The organism is Methyloceanibacter sp., assembly GCF_050726195.1.
In the GTDB taxonomy this organism is placed as follows: Bacteria; Pseudomonadota; Alphaproteobacteria; order Rhizobiales; family Methyloligellaceae; genus Methyloceanibacter.
Genome location: NZ_JBOHJC010000019.1, coordinates 50,664 through 68,303 on the forward strand (window position 1 = coordinate 50,664; position 17,640 = coordinate 68,303).

12 protein-coding genes are annotated in these 17,640 nt (G+C 64.9%); 5 read left to right on the plus strand and 7 right to left on the minus strand.

What is annotated here, in order from left to right; genetic code table 11:
• Nucleotides 1-2 precede the first annotated feature (2 nt).
• The 6 genes from metG to ACRECX_RS13185 all read right to left on the minus strand — a co-directional run bounded on the left by metG (nucleotide 3) and on the right by ACRECX_RS13185 (nucleotide 7,497).
• On the minus strand, nucleotides 3-1,568 hold the full coding sequence (gene metG / locus ACRECX_RS13160; protein WP_431559295.1) for a methionine--tRNA ligase: 1,566 nt from the start codon (nucleotides 1,566-1,568) through the stop codon (nucleotides 3-5).
• A gap of 39 nt (nucleotides 1,569-1,607) precedes the next feature.
• Complete coding sequence (locus tag ACRECX_RS13165) at nucleotides 1,608-2,732, minus strand: DNA polymerase III subunit delta' (protein ID WP_431559296.1); 1,125 nt, start codon at nucleotides 2,730-2,732, stop codon at nucleotides 1,608-1,610.
• The gene (gene tmk / locus ACRECX_RS13170; protein ID WP_431559297.1) at nucleotides 2,729-3,376 is read right to left on the minus strand and encodes a dTMP kinase; all 648 of its coding nucleotides are present in this window, start codon (nucleotides 3,374-3,376) and stop codon (nucleotides 2,729-2,731) included. The genes ACRECX_RS13165 and tmk overlap by 4 nt, the downstream gene beginning before the upstream one ends.
• 8 nt (nucleotides 3,377-3,384) lie before the next feature.
• On the minus strand, nucleotides 3,385-4,632 hold the full coding sequence (locus ACRECX_RS13175) for a D-alanyl-D-alanine carboxypeptidase family protein (RefSeq protein WP_431559298.1): 1,248 nt from the start codon (nucleotides 4,630-4,632) through the stop codon (nucleotides 3,385-3,387).
• A 56-nt stretch (nucleotides 4,633-4,688) separates the two neighbouring features.
• Entirely contained in the window at nucleotides 4,689-5,714 is a 1,026-nt protein-coding gene (locus tag ACRECX_RS13180) for a septal ring lytic transglycosylase RlpA family protein (RefSeq protein WP_431559299.1), read from the minus strand.
• A 214-nt stretch (nucleotides 5,715-5,928) separates the two neighbouring features.
• Nucleotides 5,929-7,497, minus strand: a complete 1,569-nt coding sequence (locus tag ACRECX_RS13185; protein WP_431559300.1) for an AAA family ATPase — start codon at nucleotides 7,495-7,497, stop codon at nucleotides 5,929-5,931.
• A gap of 223 nt (nucleotides 7,498-7,720) precedes the next feature.
• Here ACRECX_RS13185 and ACRECX_RS13190 point away from each other — a divergent pair, with 223 nt between their 5' ends.
• From ACRECX_RS13190 to lon, 5 genes are all read left to right on the plus strand, one after another.
• The gene (locus ACRECX_RS13190; RefSeq protein ID WP_431559301.1) at nucleotides 7,721-9,055 is read left to right on the plus strand and encodes a tetratricopeptide repeat protein; all 1,335 of its coding nucleotides are present in this window, start codon (nucleotides 7,721-7,723) and stop codon (nucleotides 9,053-9,055) included.
• Nucleotides 9,056-9,280: 225 nt separating this feature from the next.
• Complete coding sequence (locus ACRECX_RS13195; RefSeq protein ID WP_431559302.1) at nucleotides 9,281-12,253, plus strand: FecR domain-containing protein; 2,973 nt, start codon at nucleotides 9,281-9,283, stop codon at nucleotides 12,251-12,253.
• Nucleotides 12,254-12,433: 180 nt separating this feature from the next.
• Nucleotides 12,434-13,363 carry a FecR family protein gene (locus ACRECX_RS13200; RefSeq protein ID WP_431559303.1) on the plus strand — a complete coding sequence of 310 codons (930 nt, stop codon included), beginning with the start codon at nucleotides 12,434-12,436 and terminating at the stop codon, nucleotides 13,361-13,363.
• 88 nt (nucleotides 13,364-13,451) lie between these two features.
• A complete protein-coding gene (locus tag ACRECX_RS13205) occupies nucleotides 13,452-13,841 on the plus strand; it encodes an Hsp20/alpha crystallin family protein (RefSeq protein WP_431559304.1) in 390 nt (129 codons plus the stop codon).
• A gap of 22 nt (nucleotides 13,842-13,863) precedes the next feature.
• Nucleotides 13,864-16,335 carry an endopeptidase La gene (gene lon, locus ACRECX_RS13210; RefSeq protein WP_431559305.1) on the plus strand — a complete coding sequence of 824 codons (2,472 nt, stop codon included), beginning with the start codon at nucleotides 13,864-13,866 and terminating at the stop codon, nucleotides 16,333-16,335.
• Nucleotides 16,336-16,422: 87 nt separating this feature from the next.
• Here the strand turns inward: lon and ACRECX_RS13215 are convergent, their stop codons facing one another.
• A complete protein-coding gene (locus ACRECX_RS13215; RefSeq protein WP_431559306.1) occupies nucleotides 16,423-17,472 on the minus strand; it encodes a zinc-binding dehydrogenase in 1,050 nt (349 codons plus the stop codon).
• Nucleotides 17,473-17,640 lie beyond the last annotated feature (168 nt).

Sequence of the window (17,640 nt, forward strand, 5' to 3'; positions counted from 1 at the left end):
CCTCACGACGCAGCGGCTTCGTTGCCTTCTTCAACATGCCGTGGGAACACAGGCGCGGGTGGTGGCAAGTCCGCACCGGGCTCGAGCCGCCCCTCCATCCCGAGGCTATCGAAGTCGCGCAGATCCTCCGGCACGCCGAGCTGATCGAGCAACTTCGACGCGCTTTCGGGCATCACCGGCTGCACCAGGATGGCAATCTGGCGCACGACCTCCGCCGTCACATAGAGGATGGTCTCCATGCGCTGAGGATTCGTCTTCTTGTGCGCCCAAGGCTCCTCGCCCGCGAAATAGCGATTGGCGTCGGCGATTACTGCCCAGATCATTTCGAGAGCCCGGTGGATAGCGAAGGCGTCGATGGCCTCCTCGACCTTGGGCAGAATCCCATCGACCGCCGCCAGGATCGCCTTGTCGGCCGCAGTCAATGCCCCGGGCTTAGGCACCTTGCCCCCGCAATTCTTGGCGATCATCGACAGCGACCGCTGCGCGAGATTCCCGAGATCGTTGGCGAGGTCGGCGTTGATGCGTTGCACGATGCCCTCGCGGCTGTAATTGCCGTCCTGGCCGAACGGCACCTCGCGGAGCAGAAAATATCGGATCTGATCGACGCCGTAATCCTTCGCCAGCACGAACGGATCGACCACGTTGCCGACCGATTTCGACATCTTCTCCCCGCGATTGTAGAGGAAGCCATGGCCGAACACCTGCTTTGGCAGCGCCACACCGGCCGACATGAGGAACGCCGGCCAGTACACGGCATGGAAGCGGATGATGTCCTTGCCGATGATGTGCACGTCGGCCGGCCAATAGCGCCTGAAGCTCTCGGAGTCCTCGTCGGGAAAGCCGACGCCGGTAATGTAGTTCGTCAGCGCATCCACCCACACATACATGATGTGCTTCGGGTCGCCCGGCACGGGAATGCCCCAGTCGAACGTCGTGCGCGAGATGGACAGGTCCTGAAGCCCGCGACGCACAAAGCTCTTCACCTCGTTGGCGCGCGTCTCGGGTCCGATGAAATCCGGGTGCTCCTCGTAGTGCGCGAGCAGCCGATCCTGGAACGCCGACAGGCGGAAAAAATAGCTCTCTTCCTCGACCCACTCGACCGGGGTCCCTTGCGGCGACAGCTTCTTGCCGTCGGCGCCTTCCTTCAGCTCGCTTTCGTCGTAATAGGCCTCGTCGCGCACCGAATACCAGCCCGCATATTTGTCGAGATAGATGTCGCCCGCCGCCTGCATGCGCCGCCATAGCTCCTGGCTCGCGCGCGAGTGCCGCGCCTCGCGCGTGGTGATGAAGTCGTCATTGGAGCAGTTGAGCACGCGCACCATGTCGCGAAACTTCGGCGTGTTGCGGTCGGCAAGCTCGGCGGCGGTGATGCCTTGCGCCCGCGCCGTTTGCAGCATCTTGATGCCGTGTTCGTCGGTGCCGGTGAGAAAGAACACGTCCATGCCTTGCAGGCGCCGGAAACGCGCCAGCGCGTCCGTGGCGACCGCCTCATAGGCATGGCCAATGTGGGGCGCGTCGTTCGGATAGGAGATGGCCGTGGTGATGTAGTAGGGCCGCTTGTCAGCCATGGCGCTTGACATAGCCTCGCGCGCGCGCCCCGGCAAGGCTCACCGAGGCGTGCCATAAACGGGATGCTCACGCGCAAGCCGCTGGAGGCGGAACCAGGCGTCGAGCACGAGCAGGCTGCGGTCGAGGTTGAGGGCGAACGCCTCGGCCTTTTCCGCCGAAATGGTCTCCCAAGCTTCCGCCCACCGGGCGAGATTGTCCTTTGACACCAGTTGCTTGGCGAGCTCCCGCTCCGTCTCGCCGGCGGCGCCTTCTCCCGTCGCGCCGTGGCGGATCAGCCGCTCGATCAGGCCGATCATCAGCGACAGATAAAGTTCAAGCCGCTCCGTGTCGCCTGCGCCCGACAGGCGCTCCACCTGTTTGTGCAGGCGCGCGCCGTCGAGATCAGGCAGGCCTGAGAACGTCGCCACGATGTCCTCATAAAGCGCGATGCCGTCGCTCGTGACGAGCTCGAGCGCCCGCCGCACACTCCCCTGGCTGAGCGCGAGCGCAAGCTTCAGCGCCTTGGCGTCGGCCTTTTGACCGTCGCGCTCCAAGGCCGCGCGCGCCGCGCGTTCCAGATCCTCTTCGCCGAGGCCCGATACGCGCAGCGTGCGCGTCCGCGAGCGGATGGTGACGGGCAGCCGCCCCTCGGCGCTCGAAATCAGAAGGAACAGCGTCTGCGGCGGGGGCTCCTCCAGCGCCTTGAGCAGCGCGTTGGCCGCGTTCTGGTTGAGCTCGTCGGCGCGGTCGACGATCACCACGCGCCAGCCGCTCTCGCCCGCCGAATGTCCGAGAAACGCGCGCAGGCGCCGCACCTCGTCCACGCCGATCCATTGCGAATAGCGCTTCGTCTTCTCGATCCAGGATCGCCTGATGAGGAGGAGATTTGGGTGCGCGAGCCCCGCCACTTTGCGGAACACGGGATGGTCCACCGGGATGTCACTCTCGCCCGATTGGGCCAGCATGCGCCGCGCGAATGCATAGGCAAGCGTCGCCTTGCCCACTCCCTCCGGGCCGACCAGGAGCCAGGCGTGGTGCATGCGGCCGCTTACCAAGGCGGCGGCGAACTCGGCGATCGCCTCGCCATGGCCGAACACGCGGTCGACTTCGCGGGGCGAAGAAAACCCGTCGAGCCGGTCCGGCTCGACGAGTGACGCGCGCGCACGCTCGGCGGCCACACTCATGGGTTCAGACGCTGAAGGACCGCCTCCCACACGTCCTCGGCCACCATGGCTTCGGGCTGACTCGCGTCGACGACGATGCAGCGCTCGGGTTCCTCCTCGGCGATGTCGAGGAAGGCGCGGCGCACGCGCTCGTGCAGCATCAGCTCCTGACCCTCAAACCGGTCCGGCGTGGTGCCCTCGGCCCGTTCATGCGCGCGCGCAAGTCCCTCTTGGGCCGGAATGTCGAGGATGAAGGTGATGTCTGGAGAAAGCGCGCCGACCGTGATCCGCTCGAGCGCACTGATGAGGCTGCGCGGCACGCCCGCCGTCGCGCCCTGATAGGCGCGCGTGGAATCGATGAACCGGTCGCACACCACCCATTTGCCCTGCTGGAGAGCTTCCCGAATTGCGTAGTCGATGTGATCTGCCCGCGCCACGGAGAACATGACCGCCTCGGCGAATGGCCCGAACTGCCAGACCTTGCCCGATAGCAGCGCCTCGCGGATCTCCTCCGCGGCGGGAGAACCGCCCGGCTCCCGCGTCGCGAAGACCGGCCTGCCCGCCCGCGCCAGCCGGTTGGCAAGGATGCCGGCCTGGGTCGACTTGCCGGAGCCCTCGCCGCCTTCGAAGGTGATGAACCTGCCAAGCTCGACGCCGCGTTGCATGGTCTTCGCTAGAGCAGCCAGCCAAAGGCGAGGACAAGCAGCGAATCGATACCGCGCATGGCAAAGTTGCTTTGCCCGATGTCCTCCCCGGCGTAGAGCGGAATTTCGTTCGTCGCGGAGGACTCCGCCGCATTGACCCGCAAGGTTGCGATCTGGTCGCCTTTGCGGATGGGTGCCTTGATCGGCCCATCATAGATGATGGAAGCGGACACGGCGCCGGTCGCCGAAGCGGGAAGCAAGAGGTCGATATTGCCGTTGCCGACCAGCGGCACATAATGCTGCGTGCCACCCCAAACCAGCGCGTCGCTCACCTTAACGCCTTCGTTGAACAGCCGGAACGGCTTGAAGCTCTTGAATCCCCATTCCAGCATCTTGCGCGCTTCGGATTCACGGTCGTTTGCCGTCTCGAGGCCGGCGACCACCACAATCAGCCGCTGGTCGCCGCGCTTGCCGCTCGCCACCAGCCCGTATCCTGATTCCTTTAGGTGTCCGGTCTTCAAGCCGTCGACACCGATATCCGCCCACACCAGCGGGTTCCGGTTGCGGAAGGTGAACTTCTCCCGGTACTTGAACTCCTTCTGGCCGAAATAGTGGTAGTACTCGGGATAGGTATCGATGAGGTGCTTGGCCAGGATCGCGAGATCACGCGCCGACATCACATGCCCTTCCGCCGGCAATCCGTTCGAGTTCGCAAAGTGTGACTGGGTCAGCCCGATCTCCTTTGCATGGTCATTCATCATTTTGACGAAGGCTTCTTCGCTGCCGGCGATGCCCTCGGCCAGGATGATGCAAGCGTCGTTGCCGGACTGGACCGTAACGCCCTGGATCAATTCGTCGACAGGAACCGCGGTGTTCAGCGGCGCGAACATGGCCGACGTCTTCGACGGCGCGCCTCCGGTTCGCCATGCATACTCGCTGACATTGAACCCGTCTTCGAGCTTGATGCGCCCGGCCTTCAATTCGCGAAACACGAGGGCAAGCGTCATGAGCTTGCTCATGCTCGCCGGTATAAATTGCGTGTCGGCATCCTTCTCGTAGAGCACGAGGTCCGCGCCGGAATCCATGAGGATAGCGCGCGGGGCCTTGGTCTCGTATCCGCCTGCCGCCTTTTGCGCCGTCTGCGCGAAAGCCGCGGCGCCGCCGCCGAGTGCGAGGGCGGCGCCGACCACGGCGATGTTGATTAATCTACGCGGCGCGTACACGAGCGGTCTGATCGATAGAGCTGGGTTCAAACGCCGCCGATAGGCCGGCGGCATGCCTCATCCACTATCGGACGGCGGCGTTCAAAAATCAACCGCGACCGGATCAAGGCTCAGTTTTGCATCACGATTTTCGCGCCGCGATAGCCGGCGCCGGTCACCCGTGGAAGTGCCAAAGCCGCCTCCGCCCTTGTGGAGAAGGGCCCTACCCTAACGCGGTAGAACACCTCACCGCCAACCTCGATCTCCGTAACGTCGACCGGCGCGACCGGCTCAAGCGCGGTCCGCGCCCGGTCCGCATTGTCCTTGACCTTGAACGATCCCGCCTGGATCACCGGACCGCCGGGCGGAGGCGCCGTTTGCGGTTTCGCCGCCAGCGGCGCGATCGCCCCGGTGGACTCCGGCGAAGCCAGTAGCGGCGTCTCCCCGCCGATGGAGTCCGACTTCGGCGGCGGTGCGGCCGAGACGGCAGCAAAGTCACGCCGAACCGGGGGTGGTGGAGCCACTGGCGCAGACGCAGTCCCGCCCGGGATGCTCGCCGTAACGATCGGATCTTGCGTGCCCGAACTCGATTTCGTCTTCCACGCATACTGCTGCAAACCTCGGCTCGCGAGATATCGCCGCTCGTAGCTGTCGTCGCCGCTCAAGGGCGCGCGCCCGAGATATTTCACCCGCACCACCGCCGTGCCGTTCCGCCGGAAGCCGAGCACCTCGGCCGAACGGCGCGACAGGTCGATGATCCGGTCGTTGGCGAACGGCCCGCGGTCATTGACGCGAACGATGATGGTGCGGCCATTGCTGAGATTGGTGACCTGGGCGTAGATCGGCAGCGGCAAGGTGGGGTGTGCGGCGGACAGCCGGTCCATATCGTAGATTTCGCCGTTGGCGGTATAGCGGCCGTGGAACAGCTCGCCATACCACGAGGCTTGGCCCACGCGATTATAGTTCTGCTCTTCCTTCGGCCGGTACCAGACACCGCTGATTTGGTACGGCTCGCCCACGTGATAACGGCCGCCGCCCTTGGGCACGGGCTGGCCGAGGGGGATGACCCGCTCGCCGAGTTTGGGCCCGCTACGGCCACAAGCGACGAGTCCCGATACCAAGTTCGCAACCAGGATGAGGATGAGGGCGAGGCGCAACGAAGCGCACGCGCCAATGCACCCTCGAAGCCCGCCCGCATCCCTTGCGCGCGCGCGTTTGCCCACCCCACGCAACAACCCGACCCCCGCAAGGGCTTACAAAAACGCTGCGCCCGGGAGGGACCTCGAACGCGGAACTTAAGCGGGGTCCCTCCGCAGGCGCGAGGACTACTGTCGGCCATGGCGCGTTAGAAAAGGATGAATGCAGAGGCGGTTAGGGCTTAGCCGCCAATCTTTCAAGGCAGAGCGCGGCGACTTGGTCGGGCGGAAGATTTGCGTCGATGCGATCGAAGGTCATTTCGCCAAGTTCATAGGAAAGCTGGGTTTTTACGACTTCGGGCGTGGCATCCGACACGTCGCCGGCGCGTTTCGCCACGCGTGCGCCCAACACATCGGCCGGCGCGTCGAGCCATAAGCCATTGAACGCGATGCCAAATTCGGCGGCGAGGGCGGCGGCGGCGGCGCGCTCTTGCGGCTTGGCGTGGACCGCATCGAGGATCACGGCATGGCCGGCGCGGAGCGCCAGCGCGGCGCGCTTTCGGCAAATTCTGTAAACCACATCAGAGACTTGCTGCGTGTAGGCGGAGGCCGGGAGGCGGTCCTCCGGGGCCATTCCGTAGAGGCGCTTGCGGATCACGTCGCTGCGCACGATCACCGCCCCGGGAAAGGCCCCGAGCTCCGGCGCAAGCATCTGCGACACAACGGATTTCCCGCTCCCAGACAGCCCGCCGATGGCGACGAGACGCGGCCCCGGCGGCGCCAAAAACGCCCCCGCGAGGGTGAAATATTGGCGGGCATTATGGCGCGCCAGGCGCCCATCGTGGCGCTCAAGGCGCCCATCGTGGCGCTCAATTTGCTCATTGTGGCGCGCCGCCTCGTCCGCCACTCTTTCCGCCCGCAGCAGCTCGACCTTGGCGCGGATCATCGCCCGCATCGACAGGAAGAGCGGCAAGGTCGCGAGCCCGACCAAGGTGTCGCTCCTGCCGTCCGCATCGAGATAGGCATTGAGCACGAGATTGGCGTGAGCGCGAAGTCCGCGCTTGCCGAGATCCATCAGCAGGAACGCAAGATCGTAGAGCACGTCGATGGTGGCGAGGCGATCGTCGAACTCGATCGCGTCGAACAGAACTGGCGCGCCGTCGATCTCGACGATGTTGCGCAGATGAAGATCGCCATGACAGTGGCGCAACGATCCGTCGCGCGCCCGCTCGCGCAACAACGCGACGAGTCTCTCGAATGCACCGCGCGTGCGCCGCATCACGTCCTCGGCCGCAGCCGGCGGAAACAGATCGGCGTTCGCCGCAAGCATGTCCTCGTGCTCGGCGATGATTCGCGCGAGCGGCAGCACCGCCTGATCCTGGGTCAGCACCCGGTCGGCGCTCTGGTGGAAGGCGGCGACGGCCCGCGCCAGCGGCGCCATGAGCGCCAGTCCGAGACGCCCCTCCTCCGCCATGCGGTCGTAGAGCCCGGCCTGGTCGAATCGGCGCATCACCAGCACATACTCGACCGCCTCCCCCTCCCCGCGCAGCCGAAAACGGCCATCACCACCGATGGTTATGGGCGCCACCTCGAGATAAAGCTGAGGCGCCGTCCGCCGGTTGATGCGGAGCTCGTTGCGGCAGGCCGCCAACCGCTTCTCCAGGGTGGAAAAGTCGAGAAACGCGTATGTCACCGCCCGCTTCACCTTGTAGGCGAACGGCCCGGCCAGAAAGACGATAGAGGCGTGGGTGTCGATGCGCTCTACGGTTGCGGGCGGGCCCTCATAGGCCTCCTTCCGGCCCATGAATTCCAACACCTTAGCCTGGTCCAAATCGGCCTCCCCCTATCGTTAACCATAGCATGGCAATTGCGTGCCCGCGGGGCCACAGACACATTGAAAAACCTAACAAAACGCGTCGGCCCACTTGCCGCGGATAGGTTAACTGGCTAACGTTTTTCGCGGATGGGCGGGCGTTGGCGGGAATCGACCCGCGAGGCGCGCTCGAGAAAGGCCGAGCGGTCTGATCATGAGGGCATGGGCGAAGTGGGCGATCGCGCTTGCGATGGCCGGTCTCGTCATGGGCGAGGCCGCGCCTGCGTTCGCCGCCGATAGCGAGGCCCGCCGCGAGGCTCTGTTGCGCGAGATGCTCGCGCGCCCCAACGATCTCGATCTCGCTTTCGAATACGCCAAGTTGTCCTCCGAGGCCGGCGACTACGAGGCCGCCATCTCGACCCTTGAGCGCATGCTCATCTACGCGCCGAACACGCCGCGCCTCCAGCTCGAGCTCGGCATTCTCTATTATCGCCTCGGCGCCACCGAAGTGGCGCAGAGCTACTTCCAGCAGGTCTACGCCAATCCGAGTGTGCCGCCCGACGTCGCGCGGCAAGTGCGCCTCTATATGGATCAGGTGGCGCTCTCGGCCGATCCGCCGCCGTTCTCCGCCACCATCTTCAGCGCCATCCGTTGGGAGAGCAACGCCAACTCAGGCCCCGGCACGCAAAGCGTGACGTTGAACGGCATCGACTTCACCATCGACGAGCAGTCGGTCGGCCGCTCCGGCTGGAGCGCGCTCAATATCGGCACCTTGCACTATCAGTGGGACTTGAAGAACCAGGGCGACCGCGTCGAGCTCGACTTCCTCGCTTATTCGACCGCTTATTTCGACGACGATTTGCGCGACATCGATCTCGATTTCTTCGAGCTCACCCTCGGCCCGTCGTTCAACCTAAAGCGCATCGGCTGGGATAAGACGCGGCTCTATGTCTACGGCATCGGCGACCTCGCCTATCTCGGCTACGATTATTATTTCGGCGCGCCGGGCGCTGGCATTCGCCTGCTCAGCTTCTCCGCCGAGCGCAGCGTGCTCGACGCGCGGGTCGAGACCCGCGACCGGCAATTCAACAACACGCCGGACCTGCCCACCAACACCTTGCGCGACGGCTTCCAGACCCGCTTCGGCGCGACCTACTCCTATTACTTCACGCCCGGCTTCGTCGGCACCGTGCAGGGCTACGCCCAGCGCGAACAGGCGGACGTGGGCTTCTACACCGACTGGGAGTGGGCCTTCTCCGGCGGCTTCGCCTGGACCTTCGACAACCCGCTATGGCAGGGCAAATATCCCTGGACCTGGCAGGTTGGCGGCGGAATCATCCGGCGGAACTACGACGATCCCGACCCGACCATCAACCCGGTCGAGGCCGAGGTCGACGATCAGTGGTGGGGCCGGACGGCGCTGGTGCTGCCGATCGGGGAAACCTGGGCTTTGGTGCCACAGGTTGAATATCGCGACCAACGTTCTAACTATGATATAAGAGAGTTCGACGATTTGCTCACTCTTCTCGGGGTACAGAAGAGGTTCTGAGGGATGACGGGGCCACGCTCATCTTACGCGCTTGGGGGCATGCTGCTCTTTACCTCTCCCCGTTGGGGAGAGATCGGCCGCGCTTTGCGCGACCGGGTGAGGGGGATCATGAGTCTTCCTCGAACCGCTAAAGCCCCCTCACCCCAACCCTCTCCCCACAGGGGAGAGGGAGTTTGCCGCGCCGCGCTGCTATCGCTTTGCCTTTGCCTCGGCCTTGGTCTCGCGATGAGCCCCGCGCAGGCCGATAAGGTCGGCGTCGCCGCCGCCGTCAACCCCGACGCCTTCTCGTCCTTGTCGGGCACGCCCGACAAGCAGCTCAATATCGGCAAGTCGATCTTCTACAACGAGCGCATCAACACGACGAATAGCGGGCTCGTCCAGGTGCTGCTGGTCGACGGCTCGACCTTCACCGTCGGCCCCAACTCCGATCTCACGATCGACAAATTCGTCTACGACCCGAACAAGAAGACCGGCCAAGTGGTCGCCACCTTCTCCAAGGGCGCCATGCGCTTCGTCGGCGGCAAGATCTCCAAGAACGAAGGCGGCGTCAGCGTCAAGACGCCGGCCGGCGCGCTCGCTATCCGTGGCGGTATGTTCCAGGCAAGCGTCAACGGCACCAAGATCAAGGCCTCCTTCCTGTATGGAGTGTCGCTGAGCTTCAGCGGCAACAACGGTGTGCGGAAGGACGTCTTCCAGCAGGGTTACACGCTTGACCTGAGCAGCGGTACGCCGGTCGTCCGCCCGACCACGCAAGACGACGTGCAGTTCTTCGCCAAGGCCTTCTCCGGCGGCGGCACCGTCTTTGTTGGCGGCCAGGGCAATCAGCCCAGTGGCAATAACAATCAACTATCGATGGTCGACACCATCAGCCTCCAAGACCTGATCTCCGACGCGACCGCGACGCAGATCGACAGCACGCTCCAAAAGGAAGAGACCAACGAGGTCGCGCCCAACGAGCCGACGAATACGGGCGACGACAACCCGCCGCCCGGCAACACCGGCAACAATCCGCCCCCGCCTGACAACACAGGCAATCCGCCGCCGCCTGATGACACCGGAAATCCGCCGCCCCCACCCATTCTGGTCGAGACGCGGGTGTTGACGGCGCCGGGCACGTTCACGGCATTCCGCGACACCGACGACGAATACACCACAGGCAATGGCGGCGATCAGGGCGTTGTCGGGGGCGACCCCAATGCCACAGTTGACGACTTCACCTGGACCTTCAGCATCGTTGATGGACGCCTCGTCGGCACAGTGACCGGGCAAACGGACAGCTTCCCCGGCGACGGTGAACCCGTCGTCGTTGGCAGTTCACCCGCCAGCGTGAACTTCCCGGCCAGTTTCCCGGGGACGCAATGCGCCAACGGCGTTTGCGTCGTTACCGACGCCACCATTACCCAAGACGGCGAGACGACCAACTATATCGGCCAGTTCGTCGGCAAGAAGGGCTTCTTCGCCTACAACGTCATCGCCGGCCACTTCGACTTTGAAGGCGAAGAGCCAGCACAGGTCATCGAAGATCCAAGCGACAGAATCCTCGCCTTCGGCGGTACGGCGCACAATTTCGGCACGCCTAGCGGCAAGCTCTACCTGTTCGCATTGACTCCCGACGTGCGGACCATGAGCCCCGCGCCCTTCTCGTCGGCCGAGTCGATGCCCGCTCAAGGATTCATTCCCGGGCAAACCTCCGTTTCGCCGCTGATGCTGCTGACAAAGGACTCCAATCCCGAAAGCCGCGACGTCTGGCTTCAGACCAGCTTCTATATCGGCGACACGTCCGGCGAGGGCGGCTACGATCAGCAGTCGTTCGTCAACATCGCGCTTGGCGGAATAGAGAGTGGTGGATTGGTCGGCGCGCGGCGCGGCGGTGCCCAAGTGGACCTGTACCCGCAATATGACGGGGGCTACGGCTGCGACGGCGAATGCATCGTCAACAGCAACGATTACTACATACCTCAGCGGGGCCGCGAAACCTATGCCTTCACCGGCGACATCGCCTCGCTCGCCAGCGCCGACGGCGACCATTTCCTCGGCACAGAAGACCCCAACGTCGTGATTGGCTTCGATTCGACCGGCAGCCAGAATATTGGCCGCGACATTCCGCTCGATCCCGAGTCCTCTTCGGTCGAAAATCAATCGGGCTCGACCTACCATGTCGGCGTCGGTCTCGGTTCGGTCCAGCCGGGCACGCAGCAAGGCGGCACGTTCCAAGGCTATGCGGCGGGCATGGTGGAATCCGAGGTGCCGACCGGCGGCTTCACCAATGTTGTCGCGAGCGAATCGCTCGACGATTTCAGCCTGTCGTTCGATCCCGTCACCAACACGCTCCAGGCCGGCATCACGGTCTATGACGTCCACAATACCGACAATGCAACCGACGGTTACAATTTCGCTTTCGGCGACGACCCGCAGGACCCGCAAAACCGTTCGGCCTATATCGACGATCAGCACTACGCCGCGATCGAGAGCGCCGACGGCACGTCGGTCATTCATCAACTCAATAAGAACAATGAGGTCCTCTATCAGAATGCCGCCGCGACCTCTTACTTCGTCAGTGGCGAGCAGCTCAACGTGACGAAGTACTTCCCGAGCGTCTTCGGCGAGCCGGTAAACGGGATCGGCCAGCCGTTCTGCGAAGGCTGCGAGTTCATGAAATGGGGCGCGTGGGGCTCGCGTGTCGCCTTTAACAATGGTGACACTGGCCCCCACTACATCGACAACATCCATCTCGGCTGGTGGGTGGCCGGTACGCCGACTTCCGTGGCCGAACTAAATGATCTTTGGGACAAGAACGCCTCCGCGACCTACAACGGCCACGTGATCGGCGATGTCGCCAGCAAACTGAACAGCGACAACTGGAAGACTTATATTGCGGCCGGCGATCTGACCATGAATTGGAACTTCGCGCAGCGCGCCGGCGATCTCTCAATCACCAATTTCGATGGCAGAGGGTTTCGGACCGAGCCAGGCGGACTGACGCAGCCCAGCCGCGACATCAACAAGTTTGCGGGCTCGCTAACCCAGTTTCAGGGACGTAGTCTGACCAACCTGACCGGTGGCGCCGTCGGCTCCTTCTTCAAGGGACCCCAAAGCGTGGCGCAGGGCGTGGGTGGTAACTTCAATCTCAAGGCCACCGACTACAAGGCTGGCGGCATTTTCATCGGCTCTGGTATTCCTGGGCCAGGTCCAAACTAAGCTCATCTGCTCTCGGCGTTTGCTCCGATCAAGGTGCACGGCCGGCATTCCGACATCGGGCCGTAGGCATCGCCTTTCTGAATCTTCCTGCAACTCCAACTGCTTAAGCCCGCTCCCGGGGGGTTGTCGGCCCCCTGCCCGGACCCCATATACCCATCTGGTCGAGCGGACGGGGGTCTCATGCAAAGATCAGTCATCGCAACACCGGCTTTCGCCGCTCTCCTTCTCGTCGCGTTGAGTGCAGGCGAGGCCCACGCGGCCGACCGGGTCGGCGTCGCCGCCGCCGTCACCCCGCAAGCCACCAGCCAGCCGCCCGGCGGCGACACGCGCACCCTCAAGATCGGCAAGGCGGTGGTCTACAACGAGCGCATCGACACCTCAGACACCGGCGTGGTGCAGGTGCTCCTGCTCGACGGCTCGACCTTCACCGTCGGCCCGAAATCGAGCCTCGTCATCGACAAGTTCGTCTACAACCCCAATACCGGCACCGGCGAGCTCGCCGCGAGCTTCGGCAAGGGCGCGCTCCGCTTCGTCGGCGGCAAGCTGTCCAAGGGCGAGCGCGGCGTCACGGTGAAGACGCCGGCCGGCACCCTGACCGTGCGCGGCGGCATCTTCCAGGGCCTCGTGCAGAGCGGCAACCAGGCGGTGTTCGCCTTCGTGTTCGGCCGGGATCTGTCGCTCGCCCGCGGCGGCAAGCGCTACACGCTGCGGCACGCCGGCAATCTGTTCTATATCGGCGGGCCCGGTAAGCCGGTGATGCGCGCCACGACCCAAGCCGACACCGAGATCATCCTCGCCGCGGTGTCCGGCAAAACCATCCAGGTCGGCGGCAAGGTGTATAAGGTGAAGGGCGGGGCGTGGCCGTTCTATTACGGCATCCAGCCCGCCGGCAAATATCCCGACCAGCCGTTCATCCGCGAGCTCTATTACGACGGCGCCTTCGTGCCGAAGCTCACCCGCGTGCCCGACCCGGTGCCGAGGATCGTCAAGGTGCCGGACGTGGTGGACAAGAAGCCGGTGGTGGACCACAGGCCGCCGCCCCCGCCTCCGCCGCCGCCGCCCAATACGCCGAACAACCCGACCAGGCCGCCCCTCACCCACATTCCTTGAGGCTGGCCGCCTGCCCTTGCATGGGCGGGGACAAAAGCCCAGATAGGGGGCCCGGCCCAAGCGGCTTGGGCCGGAGGCGCGAGGCGCGATGCGTGACCCGAAAAACCACATGTTCGCCGAGGCCTGCGCCATGCTGAAGCAGGCCGAGCAGCTGCATCGCCAGTTCTTCGAGCCGTCGCGCGAAGGCGCCCGCTGGGAGCCGCCGGTCGACGTGTTCGAGACGGACGGCGAGCTTGTCATCATCGCCGCGTTGCCCGGCGTGGCGCCAGAGGCGGTGCGCGCCGAGATCGAGGACGGCACGCTGATCATCACCGGCTTGCGGCCGCTGCCGACCACCGGCCGCAAGGCGCAGATTTTGCGGCTGGAGATTCCTTACGGCCGCTTCGAGCGGCGCATCGCTCTGTCGAGCCGGCTCAAGCCCGCGTCGCGCGAGGTGAAGCATGGTTGCCTCGTGCTTACATTCTCAAAAGACGGCTAACCTTAAGACAAAAGTCCAGACCATGAACGAGCAAGAACAATTGAAGACGGACGCTGCTAACGCGCCGATAACGGCGTCGCCGGAGCAAGCCGCGTCGCCGAACGCGGTCGCGCAAGCGGCGCTGCCCGAAGGCGCGCTCATTCTGCTGCCGACCCGCAACGCCGTGCTGTTTCCCGGCATCGTCGCGCCGCTCACTCTGGGGCGGCCGCAGTCCATCGCCGGCGCGCAAGCCGCGGCGCAAGCCGACAAGCCGATCGGCGTCATCCTCCAGAGCGATCCGTCCGCCGATCAGCCCGGCCCGAAGCATCTGCACAGGGTCGGCACCGTGGCCGAGATCCTGCGCTACGTGACGGCGCCGGACGGCAGCCACCACACCGTGGTGCGCGGCACGCGGCGCTTCAAGGTGCTCGAGTTCATCTCCGGTTATCCCTACCTCGTCGCAAGGGTGGAGGAGATCGGCGAGGCGGAGGTCTATTCCACCGAGCTTGCCGCCAGGGTGCACCAGCTCCGCGAGCGCGCGCGGGAGGCGATCTCGCTGCTTCCCAACGCGCCGCCCGAGATCGCCGGCGCCGTCGAGCAGCTCAATTCGCCCTCGGCGCTCGCCGATTTCATCGCCAACGTCTCCGACATGAGCCCGGCCGAGAAGCAGGACCTGCTCGAGACCTTCGACGTCTCGGAGCGCATCGACAAGCTGCTCCGCGAGCTCGCCAAGCAGATCGAGGTGCTGCGCCTGTCGAAGCAGATCGGCGAGCAGACGCAAGAATCGCTCGCCGGCCGCCAGCGCGAGCACATTTTGCGGGAACAGCTCCGCCAGATTCAGAAGGAACTCGGCGAAGGCGACGAGGGCCAGGCCGAGATCGCCGAATTGCGCGAGGCGATCGACCAGGCCGGCATGTCCGAGGAGGGCGAGAAGCAGGCCAAGAAGGAGCTGAAGCGGCTCGAGCGCATGCCGGAGGCCAGCGCCGAGCACGGCATGATCCGCACCTATCTCGACTGGCTGATCGAGCTGCCCTGGTCGAAGCTCTCAGACGAGCGCATCGACATCGCCGAAGCGCGCCGCATCCTCGACGAGGACCATTACGGCCTGCCCAAGGTCAAGCAGCGCATTCTCGAATATCTCGCCGTGCGCAAGCTGAACCCGGAGGGCAAGAGCCCGATCCTGTGCTTCGTCGGCCCGCCCGGCGTCGGCAAGACCTCGCTCGGCCAGTCCATCGCCCGCGCCACGGGCCGCAAATTCGGCCGCATCAGCCTTGGCGGCGTGCACGACGAGGCGGAGATCAGGGGCCACCGGCGCACTTATATCGGCGCGCTCCCTGGCAACATCCTCCAGGCGCTGCGCAAGGCCGAGACGCGGAACCCCGTGTTCATGCTCGACGAGATGGACAAGCTCGGCGCGAGCTTCCACGGCGACCCGTCCGCGGCGCTGCTGGAAGTGCTCGACCCCGAGCAAAACTCGACCTTCCGCGACAATTATCTCGGCATCCCCTTCGACCTGTCGAAGGTGATGTTCATCGGCACGGCGAATGTGCTCGACCAGATCCCCGGCCCGTTGCGCGACCGCATGGAGGTGATCGAGCTCCCCGGCTATACCGAGGAGGAGAAGGTCGAGATCGCCAAGCGCTATCTGCTGAAGCGCCAGCTCGAAGCATCAGGCCTCAGCCCCGAGCAGTGCGACATCACCGAGGGCGCGATCCGCGCCGTGATCCGCGACTATACGCGCGAGGCGGGCGTGCGCAATCTCGAGCGCGAGATCGGCGCCATCTGCCACCGAGTCGCCATGCGCATCGCCGAAGGCGACGAGGCGAAGATGCGCGTGGAGGAGAAGGATTTGCACGCCATCCTCGGCGCGCGGCGCTTCGAGGGCGAGGTCGCCATGCGCACCTCCGTGCCCGGCGTCGCCACCGGCCTGGCCTGGACGCCGACCGGCGGCGACATCCTGTTCGTCGAATGCGCGCGGGTGCCTGGCGGAGGCAAATTGATCCTCACCGGCCAGCTCGGCGACGTGATGAAGGAGAGCGCGCAGGCCGCGCTAAGCCTGGTCAAGGCGCGCGCGGGCGCGCTCGGCATCGATCCCGCCCTGTTCGAGAAGTCCGACATCCATCTGCACGTGCCGGCCGGCGCCATCCCCAAGGACGGGCCCTCCGCCGGCGTCGCCATGTTCATCGCGCTGGTGTCGCTGTTGACCGGTCGCACGGTCAAGAACGACGTCGCCATGACCGGCGAGATCTCGCTCCGCGGGCTGGTGCTGCCCATCGGCGGGGTGAAGAACAAGGTGCTGGCGGCGGTGCGCGCCGGCATCGCCACGGTGATGCTGCCCGAGCGCAACAAGAAGGACTACGAGGACGTGCCGGAGGCCGCGCGGAGCGAAGTCAACTTCGTGTGGATGCAGACCGTCGACGACGCCGTCGATGCGGCGCTCGAGCCAGCGCTGAAGGCGCCGCCGGAGGACGTCCCCGACCTCTCCGACGACCAGCGGCGCCTGGCGAGCGGGTAGCGCCCCGCCCGCTCATAAAGTCCGCTATGTGCCAATTTCAGACGTCGGCACTTGGAGAGGAAAATCTCAAAGGCGATCATGCTGAAATCAGGCCTCGGGCCAGGGCAGAAGCACGATCTTGCCGCCGAGGCCGCCGAGATCGATGCGGGCGTGGACGTCGCGCGCGGCCGAGAGAGGGAGACGGTCGATCACGACGGGATGGATGGCGCGGTCGCGGAGCAAGTCGAACAGTGTGACCATGTCGGCCTTGAAATCCTCCGGGTGCGCCGTTCGGCGTGTGGTGATGCTATAGAACACGGCGTGACGGCCGCCGAACAGGCCGCTCAGCACGTCCCACAGCTTGAGCCGCGCCAAACCGAGTGCCGCTGACGCCAAGCCTGCGCCGCCAACCGCCATTGTCTGGGCACCGTAGCCGACGAGTAGGCCGCCGGGCGCGAGGCAAGCGAAAGACCGCGCGAAATGCGCGCCGCCAATCGCATCGAAGGCTGCATCGACGCCAACTCCTTCCTTGCGGCCTGCGGTGAGCCCGCGCACAGCCGCGACGAAGTCGCCAGCGCGATAGTCGATCGCCGTTGCGCCGAAGCGCTCGACTATAGCCACGTTGGTGGCCGAGCAGGTGCCGATTGCCTTTAGGCCGAGATGGCGCGCCAGATCGAGCAGCGCCGTGCCGACCGTGCCAGAGGCGCCAATTACGAGGATAATTGCTCCGCGCGGTAGGCGACGGTAGCGGGTGAGCATTTGGTAGGCGGTGAGATAGGCCAGCGGGATGCACACGGCCTCGGCTGGATCGACGCCATCGGGGACCGGCACGAGAAAGCGCGCGGGGCGGATGGCATACTGTGCGTATCCACCGACGACACAGAGATCAGCAACCAACTGTCCGGCGAGCTGGGCAGGCACGCCGGGTCCGGTCTCCTCGACGATGCCAACAAGGTCGTAACCCGGGGTGAACGGCAGTGGCCCCTTGAAGTCTAGGTAGCGGCCGCGCCGGATGAAGGTATCGGTGAAGCCGGTGCCGGCAGCGAGCACCTTGATGCGGACCTCGCTAGAGTCGGGGTCGGGAATTGTCGGCTGTTCCGCCAGTTCTAGAACCTCGGGGCCGCCGAACCGAGCGATACGAATGTGTTGCCACGCCATGCGGCAAACATAGCGATGGGTTCACCGCTTGTCGCACCTATTGTCCGCTTCTTTAATCGGGCATGGGAGTCAAGCTCCTTTTACCGCCTCGTTGGCTTCGTCGCCGCGTGGGTCACGCTTCTTTCCGTGGTCAGCATCTGACCAGGTCAGGCTGCCACAAGCATTGGT

Coding starts and splice junctions, on each gene's coding strand:
- metG (WP_431559295.1), bottom strand. CDS start 1,568: ATGGCTGACAAGCGGCCCTACTACATCACCACGGCCATCTCCTATCCG.
- ACRECX_RS13165 (WP_431559296.1), bottom strand. CDS start 2,732: ATGAGTGTGGCCGCCGAGCGTGCGCGCGCGTCACTCGTCGAGCCGGAC.
- tmk (WP_431559297.1), bottom strand. CDS start 3,376: ATGCAACGCGGCGTCGAGCTTGGCAGGTTCATCACCTTCGAAGGCGGC.
- ACRECX_RS13175 (WP_431559298.1), bottom strand. CDS start 4,632: ATGCCGCCGGCCTATCGGCGGCGTTTGAACCCAGCTCTATCGATCAGA.
- ACRECX_RS13185 (WP_431559300.1), bottom strand. CDS start 7,497: ATGGGCCGGAAGGAGGCCTATGAGGGCCCGCCCGCAACCGTAGAGCGC.
- ACRECX_RS13190 (WP_431559301.1), top strand. CDS start 7,721: ATGAGGGCATGGGCGAAGTGGGCGATCGCGCTTGCGATGGCCGGTCTC.
- ACRECX_RS13195 (WP_431559302.1), top strand. CDS start 9,281: ATGAGCCCCGCGCAGGCCGATAAGGTCGGCGTCGCCGCCGCCGTCAAC.
- ACRECX_RS13200 (WP_431559303.1), top strand. CDS start 12,434: ATGCAAAGATCAGTCATCGCAACACCGGCTTTCGCCGCTCTCCTTCTC.
- ACRECX_RS13205 (WP_431559304.1), top strand. CDS start 13,452: ATGCGTGACCCGAAAAACCACATGTTCGCCGAGGCCTGCGCCATGCTG.
- lon (WP_431559305.1), top strand. CDS start 13,864: ATGAACGAGCAAGAACAATTGAAGACGGACGCTGCTAACGCGCCGATA.
- ACRECX_RS13215 (WP_431559306.1), bottom strand. CDS start 17,472: ATGGCGTGGCAACACATTCGTATCGCTCGGTTCGGCGGCCCCGAGGTT.